The sequence below is a fragment of the Alcaligenes sp. 1735tsa3 genome (assembly GCF_024134565.1).
GTDB lineage: Bacteria > Pseudomonadota > Gammaproteobacteria > Burkholderiales > Burkholderiaceae_B > Alcaligenes > Alcaligenes phenolicus.
Genome location: NZ_CP099862.1, coordinates 4,180,206 through 4,193,484 on the forward strand (window position 1 = coordinate 4,180,206; position 13,279 = coordinate 4,193,484).

At 55.8% G+C, this 13,279-nt stretch carries 7 protein-coding genes; 4 read left to right on the forward strand and 3 right to left on the reverse strand.

What is annotated here, in order from left to right:
* From NIZ92_RS19230 to azu, 4 genes are all read left to right on the forward strand, one after another.
* A complete protein-coding gene (locus NIZ92_RS19230) occupies positions 1-1,968 on the forward strand; it encodes a CHASE2 and HATPase_c domain-containing protein (protein WP_254002464.1) in 1,968 nt (655 codons plus the stop codon).
* Entirely contained in the window at positions 1,958-2,752 is a 795-nt protein-coding gene (locus tag NIZ92_RS19235; protein WP_035269558.1) for an AraC family transcriptional regulator, read from the forward strand. Before NIZ92_RS19230 ends, NIZ92_RS19235 begins: the two co-directional genes overlap by 11 nt.
* A 74-nt stretch (positions 2,753-2,826) precedes the next feature.
* On the forward strand, positions 2,827-3,462 hold the full coding sequence (locus NIZ92_RS19240) for a LysE family translocator (protein ID WP_035269556.1): 636 nt from the start codon (positions 2,827-2,829) through the stop codon (positions 3,460-3,462).
* 256 nt (positions 3,463-3,718) lie between these two features.
* On the forward strand, positions 3,719-4,165 hold the full coding sequence (azu, locus tag NIZ92_RS19245) for an azurin (protein ID WP_035269554.1): 447 nt from the start codon (positions 3,719-3,721) through the stop codon (positions 4,163-4,165).
* A gap of 156 nt (positions 4,166-4,321) precedes the next feature.
* Here the strand turns inward: azu and rpoC are convergent, their stop codons facing one another.
* The 3 genes from rpoC to rplL all read right to left on the reverse strand — a co-directional run bounded on the left by rpoC (position 4,322) and on the right by rplL (position 13,236).
* A complete protein-coding gene (gene rpoC / locus NIZ92_RS19250; protein WP_035269553.1) occupies positions 4,322-8,584 on the reverse strand; it encodes a DNA-directed RNA polymerase subunit beta' in 4,263 nt (1,420 codons plus the stop codon).
* A complete protein-coding gene (rpoB, locus tag NIZ92_RS19255; protein WP_022983337.1) occupies positions 8,584-12,696 on the reverse strand; it encodes a DNA-directed RNA polymerase subunit beta in 4,113 nt (1,370 codons plus the stop codon). The genes rpoC and rpoB overlap by 1 nt, the downstream gene beginning before the upstream one ends.
* Before the next feature lie 162 nt (positions 12,697-12,858).
* Positions 12,859-13,236, reverse strand: coding sequence for a 50S ribosomal protein L7/L12 (rplL, locus tag NIZ92_RS19260; protein ID WP_003800851.1), 378 nt, complete (start codon positions 13,234-13,236; stop codon positions 12,859-12,861).
* Positions 13,237-13,279 lie beyond the last annotated feature (43 nt).

The window sequence follows — 13,279 nt, forward strand, 5'->3', positions numbered from 1 at the left end:
ATGAGCAGCCCAGCCCCCAGAAACAACAAGCTACTCTCTGACCGGATTCGGAAAGAGTGGCATCTGGTTTCGGGCTTGCTGATGCTGCTGACCTTATTGTTCAGCTCCCTGCGTGACGACTTCGCGCTGGGCAAGCTGAACAACCTGATTTACGACTTCACCATGGCAGCCGCTCTTCCACAGGCTGCGCCCCCGGATATTGTCATTGTCGCCATCGACGACTACAGCATCGCCAACCTGGGCTTTTGGCCCTGGCGACGCATCAACCATGCCCAACTGCTAGGCCGTCTTGAACAGGCTCGTGCTGTCGGCATCGATCTGGTTTTTCAGGAGCCCAACCCGGCTTACCCCGATGATGACCTGGCTCTATCAGAGGCCATACATCATCACGGACGCGTTGTGCTGCCAATGATCTATGACACTCAGCGGCAGGCCGTGCATACCGCCATTCCCGTGCTCAGCCAAGCAGCCAAGGCGTCGGGCTACATCAATATCGAACCTGATTCAGATGGGGTAGTGCGCCGTGTCGCCCTGCAGCAGACGACCCCCTTGGGCCGTGTGCTGCCGCACTTCACGATTGCCATGTTGATGACAGGCGGAGATGTGGATCTGGCCCTGCAAGCTCTGGACTCCAGTCAGAAAGACATTCCCCACATTCCCTTTCTGGGCCGCAGCGGTCACTTTCGGACCGTGCCTTACTTCAATGTCCTGAACGGCGATATTCCGCCCTCTTTCTTCAAGGACAAGTATGTGCTGGTGGGAGCCTGGGGCAGTGGACTGGGCGATACCTTTCCTACCCCTTTGTCCAAAGCCGGCATGAGCAGCATGTCGGGCGTTGAGATCCTGGCCAATACCTTGCAAGCCGTACGCAGCAATCATTGGGTACGCACCCCACCAGCCTGGTTCATTGCGCTGGCCAGCTGCCTGCCAGTCCTGCTGGCATGTCAGGTTCTGATCTATCTGTCGCCACGCGCCACCTTGCTGAGCCTGATCGGGCTGGTCTTTGCGATCCTGCTGGTGAACTGGATCGCCATGCATGGCTTCAATCTGTGGATTCCGCCACTAGCCAGCCTGATCACTGTTCTGTTGGCCTACCCGCTATGGCACTGGCGCAGTCAGGAGGCTGCCCTGAATCAGGTGACCGAAGAACTGAACAAGCTGCAGCTGGAATACCCCGATGTAAGAACTGCTTTGAACGAGCGCCTATCGGGCTTAAGTACACGTAACCTGCCTCATCGTCTGACCCAGCTACACAAATCCATCAATTTATTGCGCCAGACCCAGACCAAGCGTGAAGAGACCTTACGCTTCATTTCGCATGATATGCGGGCGCCCCAGAACTCCATCCTGGCACTAACGAGCTTGCAACGTCAGGATGATAGCAAGCTGCCGCCAGATCAGTTTCTGCACAAGATGGAAGGCTATGCCGAACAAACGCTGGAACTGGTGGACAACTTCATCAGTCTGGCACGGGCCGAAGCCATGGAAATGGTACTGAGCCCGCTGAACCTGTTTGATCTGCTGGCAGACTGTCTGGATGACGCTTGGGCCAGCGCCAGCAAGCGCTCTATCAGCCTGAACTTGAACGACTCGGAGCTGGTCTGGGTGAACGGCAATGCGCCCATGCTGCGCCGCGCCTTTACCAACCTGATTCAAAACGCCATCAAGTACGGACCGGATGGCAACCAGATTGATATAGACCTTATGCTGGGCAACAACAGCGTTCAGGTATTCGTCAAAGATCAGGGCTGGGGAATTCCGGCAGAAAATCAGGCGACGATTTTTGAGCCTTATCATCGAGCCCACGAAAATACCGAAGGTGCACCTTCGGGTAGCGGACTAGGTTTGGCCTTTGTGAAAACCGTGATCAACAAACACGGCGGGGATATTGTCCTGGACAGCACGCGTGAGCAAGGCTGTACCTTTATCGTCTCCCTGGCCACGATTACTATCTCTGATGAAGACTGAATTCTGGCGCGATGCCGCCCTGCCCTATGTAGAAAGCCGACGTGCTTGCAACAGCCGGATCTGCTATCAGGAACACAGCCACCCCACCTACTCGATTGGCGCCGTTGATGGCGGTGGCAGCGTCTTTACGGGCGCACCCGGCGGCCCGGTCCAGCTTGCACCAGGCTCTCTGGTCTTTGTCCCTGCGCACCGCAGCCATGCCTGCAATCCTTTGCCAGATCAGTCCTGGAGCTATCAGATGCTGCATCTGGATGCAGGGTGGCTGGAGCAGCTTTGGCAGGAAAGTACAGAGTTCAGACTTCAAGCCCAGGAGCCCATCCGCGTTAGTCACGAGCCGCTGCTTTATGCAGCCTACTGTGACTTGAACTCGCTCTTGTTTTCAGCCGCTCCTCTACTGAGTAAAGAAGCAGCCCTGATCGACTTTTTGCTGCACCACGGCTCAGCCCAATCCCAGCCTTTGGCACCCGCTCCCCCACCTAGCCCCATCTTGCAGAAAACCCTGGATCGCTGGGTTGAAGGCCAATTAGCCACTATCCCCCTGCACGAACTGGCCCAGGAAACCGGTTTTAGCCGCTACCAGCTGATTCGCGCCTTTCGTCGCCATACCGGCCTGACTCCACAGCGCTGGCAATTGAACCAACGTATCAATCTGGCCCGAAACGCCCTGCGCCAAGGTGACGAGCTGGCTGATATTGCCTATCGCCTGGGCTTTGCCGACCAAAGTCATTTTCAGCGTGTCTTCAAGCACTACACCGGTGTCACTCCGGGCCAGTACCGCAGTTAAAGCGCGCGCACTTTTATTCAATACGGCACCCACGCTTCTGGTCACACTGCAGTTTTGCTCCTGGACGTACCGCCGTGTCCTTGTTCTTGCTGATCGCCAGCACCCATTTCCTGGCCCTGCTTTCCCCCGGCCCCGATTTTTTCCTGATCGCCCGCAGCACCCTGGCCCATGGACGCTGGGTCGCAAGCGGAGCGTGTGCCGGTGTCGCCCTGGCCAATGGCCTGTACATCAGCCTGGCACTAACGGGCTTTGCCCGGATAAGCACTGGCAGCCCTCTCTTTGTGCTGCTACAGGGCGCTGGAGGACTGTATTTACTGTACTTGGGCGTGACGTTCCTGCAGGTAGCCCACCACACTGCTGGGCAAAGGATCAAGGCCTCTGAAGCCTCTACAGGTGGCTGGTGGCATCACGCTCTGCTTGGTCTGCTCTCGGGGCTGCTGAATCCCAAGAACGCCTTGTTTTACGCCAGCCTGGCCTCCGTACTGGCCAGCAGCCGCGCTGGCACCGGCCTGCACATCTTGCTGGGTCTGTGGATGTTTTTAATTGTTCTGCTCTGGGACTTGTTCATCACCGTTCTGATCGGGCACCCGCTTTGGCAGCAGCGTATACAAAAGCACTTGCCACGTATCGAACAACTCTGTGGCCTGCTGTTGTGCCTGATTGCCGCTGCCGCCCTCTTCAACGTGGCTCAACACTTGGTCACAAACTAAACATCCCGAAAAGTGAAACCTGATCTGCACCGCCGTCAAGCTACCTGAAGGTGATAGAGTGAGGCTGTTAGAGCCACATCAAACGATGGGAAAACAAATCATTTACGGTCTCGGACGCGGCGATATAAGCCGGTAAAATAGTCCGGGTCTTTGTTTTGTTAAGCACCTTGAGTGCGCTACAGTCTATGCTGTAAGACCGGAACAACACCCCCCGTGTCCCGTTCCTTTTTTTGTCAGTTTTCAAGGAGTTACTAGAATGTTTGCCAAAATCGCTTTCACAGCCGTTCTTGGATTGGCCAGCGTGCCTGCTTTTGCTGCTTGCGACGTTACCATCGAAGGCAATGACTCCATGCAGTTCAACACCAAGAGCATCGTTGTTGACAAGACATGCAAGGAATTCACAATCAACCTGAAACACACTGGCAAGCTGCCTAAAGCAGCCATGGGCCACAACGTCGTTATCTCGAAGAAAGCCGATGAAAGCGCTGTTGCTACCGATGGCATGAAAGCCGGTCTGGACAACAACTACGTTAAAGCCGGTGACGAACGCGTGATCGCTCACACTGACGTGGTTGGCGGTGGCGAAAGCACCTCCGTAACCTTTGACGTCTCCAAGCTGAAAGAAGGCGAAGACTACGCATTCTTCTGCTCCTTCCCAGGTCACTGGAGCATCATGACTGGCGAAATCAAGCTGGGTAGCTAAGCGCATCCGCTTGTAGCCGCCAGACGGCCATAAAAAATCCCCACGTGGCCTGGCCATGTGGGGATTTTTTTTAGCTCGAACTATCTGGTTTTAACCGACTACCTGAAGGTAGCGGCCCACCCTGGATAAGCAGGGTGGGGAACCACTAAGTCTTGCTTATTCCTGATCGCCCTCTGGGGCTGCAGGTTGCTGCTCGGGCTCGGAGGCACCGGACACAAAGACCGGATCTTCCGAAGGCTCAGGAGCCGATGCAAACGGGTTTTCCAGTTCACGGGCTGCTTTGCGCTCTGCCACTTCAAAGGCTTCTTTTTCCTTGCGGGCGGAATGGAAGGCCATACCGGTACCAGCAGGAATCAGACGACCCACGATCACGTTTTCTTTCAGACCACGCAGATCGTCGGTTTTGCCCATGATGGCCGCTTCGGTCAACACGCGGGTGGTTTCCTGGAAGGAAGCCGCCGAGATGAAGGAGTCGGTCGACAGCGAGGCCTTGGTAATACCCAGCAGCACGTTTTCGTACGTAGCTGGAATACCGTTTTCGGCCAGAACGCGATCGTTCTCGTTCAGCAATTCGGAGCGTTCAACCTGTTCACCCGTGATGAAGTTGGTATCACCGGCATCCACAATGTTCACGCGGCGCAGCATCTGACGAACAATCACTTCAATGTGCTTGTCGTTGATCTTCACACCCTGCAGACGGTAAACGTCCTGCACTTCGTTAACAATGTAGTTGGCCAGCTTCTCGATACCCTTCAAGCGCAGGATGTCGTGCGGATCGGCTGGGCCGTCCACAATCATCTCGCCCTTGTTCACCACTTGACCGTCGTGAGCCAGAACCTGTTTTTCCTTCGGAATCAGGAACTCGTGGCTGACGCCGTCCAGGTCGGTAATGACCAGACGCTGTTTGCCCTTGGTGTCCTTACCGAAGGAAACCGTACCCGTAACTTCGGCCAGCAGGCCGGCGTCCTTGGGCGAACGAGCTTCGAACAGTTCGGCCACACGTGGCAGACCACCGGTAATGTCTCGAGTCTTTTGCGATTCCTGAGGAATACGCGCCAGAATCTCACCCACGGACACTTGCTGACCGTCGCGAACGGTAATCAGCGCGCCCACCGGGAAGGAGATATTGACCATGTGATCGGTACCAGCGATCTTGATCTCCTGACCTTGCTCGTTCAGCAGCTTGATCTGAGGACGCATGGTGATCTTGCCACCACGTGTCTTGGGAGTAATCACAACCAGAGTCGACAGACCGGTCACTTCGTCCACCTGACGAGCCACGGTCACGCCTTCTTCGATGTTCTCGAAGCGAACGGTACCGGTGTACTCGGACACGATAGGACGGGTCAGCGGATCCCAGCTTGCCAGACGCTGGCCAGCCTTGATGGCTTCACCATCGCCCACCGTAATGGTGGCACCGTAAGGCACTTTGTGGCGTTCACGTTCACGACGGTTGTCGTCAAAAATGACGATTTCACCGGAACGGGAGATCGCAACGCGTTCGCCCTTGGCGTTGGTCACATAGCGCAGACCAATTTCAAAACCGACCGTACCAGCCGTCTTGGTTTCCACCGAGCTTGCCAGCGCTGCACGCGAAGCCGCACCACCAATGTGGAACGTACGCATGGTCAGCTGAGTACCCGGTTCACCGATGGACTGAGCAGCGATAACACCGATGGCTTCACCACGGTTAACCAGCATACCGCGGCCCAGATCGCGACCGTAGCAGCTTGCGCACAAGCCGTGACGGGTTTCGCAAGTCAGCGGAGTGCGGATCTTGACTTCATCAATACCCAGGTTGTCGATCAGGTCGACCAGGTCCTCGTTCAGCAAGGTGCCGGCGGGGATAACCAGTTCCTGATTGTCAGGGTTGACGATGTCAGTCGAGGCCACACGGCCCAGAATCAGATCGCGCAGGGGCTCGATAACCTCACCACCATCCAGGATGGCTTTCATGGTGTAGCCGCCCTTGGTACCGCAATCGTCTTCGGTAATGACCAGATCTTGAGTCACGTCGACCAGACGACGAGTCAGGTAACCGGAGTTAGCTGTCTTCAAGGCCGTATCGGCCAGACCCTTACGAGCACCGTGAGTCGAAATAAAGTACTGCAGTACGTTCAGACCTTCACGGAAGTTCGCGGTAATAGGCGTTTCAATAATGGAGCCATCAGGCTTGGCCATCAGACCACGCATACCAGCCAGCTGACGAATCTGTGCAGCCGAACCACGAGCACCGGAGTCCGCCATCATGTAGATGGAGTTGAAGGACTCTTGACGTACTTCTTCACCAAAACGGTTGGTCACTGGCTCGGAAGCCAGTTGCTCCATCATGGCCTTACCCACGCGGTCACCGGCTTTGCCCCAGATGTCCACTACGTTGTTGTAGCGTTCCTGAGCGGTCACCAGACCCGAGGAGTACTGCTTGTCAATTTCTTTAACTTCGTTGCTAGCCTGAGCCAGGATACTTTCCTTGACGACAGGCACAACCATGTCATTCATGGCGATGGAAATACCACCACGAGTTGCCAGACGGAAACCGGACTGCATCAACTTGTCGGCAAAAATCACGGTGGCACGCAGGCCGCAGCGACGGAAGGACTGGTTGATCAGACGCGAAATTTCTTTCTTCTTCAACGCACGGTTCAGTGCGGTGAAAGGCATGCCCTTGGGCAGAATTTCGGACAGCAAGGCACGGCCAGCAGTCGTTTCGTAACGCTTGATGGTCTTGACCCACTCACCGTCTTCGCCCTTCTCGAATTCTTCGATACGGACGGTCAGACGAGTTTGCAGCTCGACTTCCTTGTTGTCGTAGGCGCGCTGAACTTCAGCCACGTCGGCCATGAACAAGCCTTCGCCCTTGCCGTTTACCAGTTCGCGGGTCGCATAGTACAGACCCAACACGATATCCTGGGAAGGAACGATGGATGGTTCGCCGTTGGCGGGGAACAGCACGTTGTTGGAGGCCAGCATCAAAGTGCGCGCTTCCAGCTGGGCTTCCAGCGACAGCGGCACGTGAACGGCCATCTGGTCACCGTCAAAGTCAGCGTTAAAGGCGGCACACACCAGGGGGTGCAGCTGAATCGCTTTACCTTCGATCAGGACCGGTTCAAAAGCCTGAATACCCAAACGGTGCAGCGTAGGCGCACGGTTCAGCATCACGGGATGCTCGCGGATCACCTCTTCGAGGATGTCCCACACCACCGGTTCCTGGCTTTCCACCAACTTCTTGGCTGCCTTGATGGTCGTAGCCAGACCCATCAATTCCAGACGGTTGAAGATGAAAGGCTTGAACAGCTCCAGCGCCATCAGCTTGGGCAGACCGCACTGGTGCAGCTTCAACTGAGGACCCACCACAATCACGGAACGACCGGAGTAGTCCACGCGCTTGCCCAGCAGGTTCTGACGGAAACGACCGCTCTTGCCCTTGATCATGTCGGCCAGGGACTTCAGTTGACGCTTGTTGGCGCCGGTCATGGCTTTACCGCGACGACCGTTATCCAGCAAGGAGTCCACGGACTCTTGCAGCATACGTTTTTCGTTGCGCAAGATGATGTCCGGTGCCTTCAGTTCCAGCAGACGCTTCAAACGGTTATTACGGTTGATAACGCGGCGGTACAGATCGTTCAGGTCGGAAGTGGCAAAGCGGCCGCCGTCCAGCGGTACCAGCGGACGCAGGTCCGGTGGCAGCACGGGCAGCACTTCCATGATCATCCAGTCTGGCTTGATGCCGGATTTCTGGAAGCCTTCCAGCACTTTCAGACGCTTGGAGATCTTCTTGATCTTGGCATCCGAGCCGGTGGCTTTCAGTTCGGCACGCAGGCGCTCGACTTCGCGATCGATGTCGATCGTACGCAGCAGTTCGCGCACCGCTTCCGCGCCCATCAGGGCGTGGAAGTCGTCACCGTATTCTTCGGTCTTGGCCAGGAAATCGTCATCGGACATGATCTGACCGCGCTTGAGCGGGGTCATGCCAGGTTCGATGACGCACCATGCTTCAAAGTACAGCACGCGCTCGATGTCACGCAGGGTCATGTCCAGCACCATGCCCAGACGGGATGGCAGGCTCTTCAGGAACCAGATGTGAGCAACCGGGCAGGCCAGTTCAATGTGACCCATGCGCTCGCGACGCACCTTGGAGACGGTGACTTCAACGCCACACTTCTCGCAGATGACGCCACGGTGCTTCAGGCGCTTGTACTTGCCGCACAGACATTCGTAGTCCTTGATGGGACCAAAAATCTTGGCGCAGAACAGACCATCGCGCTCGGGTTTGAACGTGCGATAGTTGATGGTCTCTGGCTTGCGGACTTCACCGAAAGACCAGGACCGGATTTTCTCGGGCGAGGCGATGCCGATCTTGATGGCATCGAACTGCTCGTCCTGAGTGACTTGTTTAAAGAGATCGAGTAGCGCTTTCATTATTTACGCTCCAAATCCATGTCCAGGGACAAGGAACGGATTTCCTTGACCAGAACGTTAAAGGACTCCGGCATACCGGCGTCGATCACGTGGTCACCCTTGACAATATTCTCGTAGACCTTGGTACGGCCGGCGATGTCGTCGGATTTAACCGTGAGCATTTCCTGCAGGGTGTAGGCGGCGCCATACGCTTCCAGCGCCCAGACTTCCATCTCCCCGAAACGCTGACCACCGAACTGCGCCTTACCACCCAGCGGCTGCTGAGTAACCAGGGAGTACGGACCTGTCGAACGAGCGTGCATCTTGTCATCGACCAGGTGATGCAGCTTCAGGTAGTGCATGTAGCCTACGGTGACCATACGCTCAAAGGCTTCGCCGGTACGACCGTCAAACAGGCGAACCTGCGTGCGGTGTGGTGCCAGCTGCAGTTTCTCGGCGATGTCGTCAGGGTAGGCCAGACGCAACATCTGGTCGATTTCCTGCTCGGTTGCACCGTCGAACACTGGCGTAGCCAATGGCAGACCTTTCTGCAAGTTGGTGGCCATGTTCATCACTTCGTCGTCAGTCAACTCGTTGATGCGAGTCTTCTTGCCGGCAGTGTTGTAGACCTTGTCCAGGAACGCGCGCAGTTCGGAAACCTGCACGTTCTTTTCTTCTTGCATCATGTCGTTGATGCGGTGGCCAATACCTTTGGCAGCCCAACCCAGGTGAACTTCCAGAACCTGACCCACGTTCATACGCGAAGGCACGCCCAGCGGGTTCAGAACGATGTCCACAGGGGTACCGTCAGCCATGTGCGGCATGTCTTCCACGGGAACGATGCGGGAAACCACACCCTTGTTACCGTGACGGCCAGCCATCTTGTCACCAGGCTGCAGACGACGCTTAACAGCCAGGTAAACCTTGACCATCTTCAGCACGCCAGGAGGCAGCTCGTCGCCTTGAGTGAGCTTCTTGCGCTTTTCTTCAAAAGCCAAGTCGAACTGGTGACGCTTTTGCTCCAAGGATTCCTTGGTGTGCTCCAGCACCAGTGCGTGTTGCTCGTCTGCCAGACGGATGTCGAACCACTGCCAGCGATCCAGATCGTTCAGGTAATCAGCAGTCAGCTCGGTGCCCTTGGGCAGTTTGCGTGGACCACCGTTGACGGTTTTGCCGACCAGGAACTTCAAGGCACGGTCAAAGGCGTCGTCTTCAACGATTTGCAGCTGGTCGTTCAGGTCCTGACGGTAGCGACGCAGTTCATCATCAATGATGGACTGAGCACGCTTGTCACGCTCGATACCTTCACGGGTAAAGACTTGAACGTCGATCACCGTACCGACCATGCCCGAAGGCACGCGCAGGGAGGTGTCTTTAACGTCAGAGGCTTTTTCACCAAAAATGGCGCGCAGCAGCTTTTCTTCCGGCGTCAGCTGGGTTTCACCCTTGGGTGTCACTTTACCGACCAGCACGTCGTCGGCACGCACTTCGGCGCCGATGTACACAATGCCGGAATCGTCCAGACGGTTCAGCTGAATTTCGGACAGGTTGCTGATATCGCGGGTGATATCCTCAGGTCCCAGCTTCGTGTCACGGGCAACAACCGTCAACTCTTCGATGTGAACCGACGTGTAGCGATCGTCAGCCACGACCTTCTCGGAGATCAGAATCGAGTCCTCGAAGTTGTAGCCGTTCCAGGGCATGAAGGCGATCAGCATGTTCTGACCCAGAGCCAATTCGCCCAGGTCAGTCGATGCGCCGTCAGCCAGCACGTCACCACGAGCCACGATATCGCCACGTTTGACGATAGGACGCTGGTTGATGTTGGTGTTCTGGTTGGAACGGGTGTACTTGGTCATGTTGTAGATATCTACACCAACCTCGCCAGCCACGTTCTCGTCATCGTGCACGCGAATAACCACGCGCTGTGCGTCAACGTCTACAACCACACCGCCACGACGGGCCTGTACGGTGGTACCCGAGTCAACAGCAACAGTACGTTCGATACCGGTACCGACCAAAGGCTTCTCAGGGCGCAGGCACGGAACTGCCTGACGCTGCATGTTGGCGCCCATCAGTGCTCGGTTGGCGTCATCGTGCTCCAGGAACGGAATCAGCGAAGCAGCCACAGACACGATCTGCGAAGGAGCCACGTCCATGTAATGGATGTTCTCTGGCGCAGTCATCATGGTTTCGCCAGCTTCTCGGCAGGCAACCAGATCGTCAGCAAAGGCACCGTCTTCGGTCAACTCGGCGTTAGCCTGAGCGATGACGTAATTGCTTTCTTCAATAGCCGACAGGTAATCGATCTGTTCACTGACCTTGCCGTCAACAATCTTGCGGTAAGGCGTTTCCAGGAAACCGTACTCGTTCAGACGAGCGTACAGCGCCATGGAGTTGATCAGACCAATGTTTGGACCTTCAGGCGTTTCAATCGGGCACACGCGACCGTAGTGGGTTGGGTGCACGTCGCGCACCTCAAAGCCCGCACGTTCACGAGTCAGACCACCAGGGCCCAGTGCCGAAACACGACGCTTGTGCGTGATCTCGGACAGCGGGTTGGTTTGGTCCATAAATTGCGACAGCTGGCTGGAACCGAAGAACTCCTTGACAGCCGCAGAGATGGGCTTGGAGTTGATCAGATCGTGCGGCATCAGGTTTTCGGTCTCGGCTTGGCCCAGACGTTCCTTGACGGCACGTTCCACACGCACCAGACCGGCGCGGAACTGGTTTTCAGCCAATTCGCCCACGCAACGAACACGACGGTTACCCAGGTGATCGATATCATCGATCTGACCGCGGCCGTTACGCAGATTCACCAGCACCTGAATGGTGTCTAGAATGTCTTCGTCGGTCAGGGTCATGGGACCTTCGATGCTGTCACCACGGCCCAGACGGCTGTTCACCTTCATGCGACCCACGCGCGACAAGTCGTAGGACTCTTCGCTGTAGAACAGACGGTTGAACAAAGCCTCAACCGCTTCTTCGGTTGGTGGCTCGCCGGGACGCATCATGCGATAGATCGCGATGCGGGCAGCATTGGAATCCGCTGTTTCGTCCGTGCGCAGGGTCAGGGAGATAAAGCCGCCCTGATCCAGTTCGTTGACGTACAGAGTCTCGAAATCACGCACATTGGCTGCGCGCATTTCGGCCAGAATGGATTCGGTAATTTCGTCGTTGGCGTTGGCAATCACCTCGCCGGTTTCGGCGTTGATGATGTTCTTGGCCAGCACACGACCCAGAAGGAAATCTTCCGGGATGGAGATGTATTCGATCTTGGCTGCTTGCAGGTCGCGCAAATGCTTGGCATTGATACGCTTGTCCTTTTCAACCAGTACACGACCGTCGCGGTCGGTAATGTCGAAACGGGCAACCTCGCCCTTCCAGTGTTCTGGAACGAATTGCAGCTTGCCACCTTCCTGGTGCAGTTCGATGTGATCGAACTCGAAGAAGTGGGCCAGGATCTGTTCTGGCGTCAGGCCAATGGCCTTCAGCAAGATAGTCACAGGCATCTTGCGACGACGGTCGATACGGAAGAACAGGATGTCCTTGGGATCGAACTCGAAGTCCAGCCAGGAACCACGGTAAGGAATCACGCGAGCCGAGAACAGCAACTTGCCCGAGCTGTGCGTTTTACCGCGGTCGTGTTCAAAGAACACGCCGGGGGAACGGTGCAGCTGGGAAACGATGACTCGTTCGGTACCGTTGATCACAAAAGAGCCGTTATCAGTCATCAGGGGCATTTCGCCCATGTAGACTTCTTGCTCTTTTACTTCCTTGACGGTAGGCTTGCTCACCTCGCGGTCCATGAGGACCAGACGAACCTTCGCCCGCAAGGGGGAAGCATAGGTCAAACCACGAAGTTGACACTCTTTGACGTCGAACACCGGCTCGCCGAGCGTATAGCTCACGAACTCTAGCCGCGCCATTTGGTTATGGCTTACTATTGGAAATATGGAACTGAAAGCTTCCTGCAAGCCTTCAACCTTACGCTGAGAAGGCAGCGTGTCCTTCTGCAAGAAGGTTCTGAAAGAATGCAGCTGGGTAGCCAACAGGTAAGGAACCTGCTGTACGTCTTCACGTTTGGCGAAGCTCTTGCGTATGCGCTTTTTTTCGGTGTACGAATAAGGCATGAGCACTCCGACTCAAGGGTTACACGGACCGTCAACCACGGCCCTGGTTTACGACTCTAAAAAACCCGACTTTCTACAATACTAATTAAAAATCATGGGTTTTCTGGAAACGCAAAAGCCCGGGAAGGCTTGAAACGCATTCCCGGGCATCTATCGATACTCTTACTTGAGCTCGATCTTGGCGCCAGCTTCTTCCAGCTTCTTCTGAGCGTCTTCAGCATCAGCTTTGGACAAGCCTTCTTTAACAGCCTTAGGAGCACCGTCAACCAGGTCTTTGGCTTCTTTCAGGCCCAGACCGGTGATTTCGCGCACGACTTTAATGACGCTAACTTTGTTTGCGCCAACGTCAGCCAGGAACACGGTGAATTCGGTTTGCTCTTCAGCGGCAGCAGCAGCGCCACCAGCAGCAGGAGCTGCAACAGCAACAGCGGCGGCAGCAGCCGACACACCGAATTTTTCTTCCATTTCTTTGATCAGCTCGGACAGTTCGAGCACGGACATTGCGCCGATGGCGTCAAGGATTTCAGCTTTAGTAGCCATTTTTAAGAACTCCAGATATTAGGTAAATGCCAGGTTTGGTTGT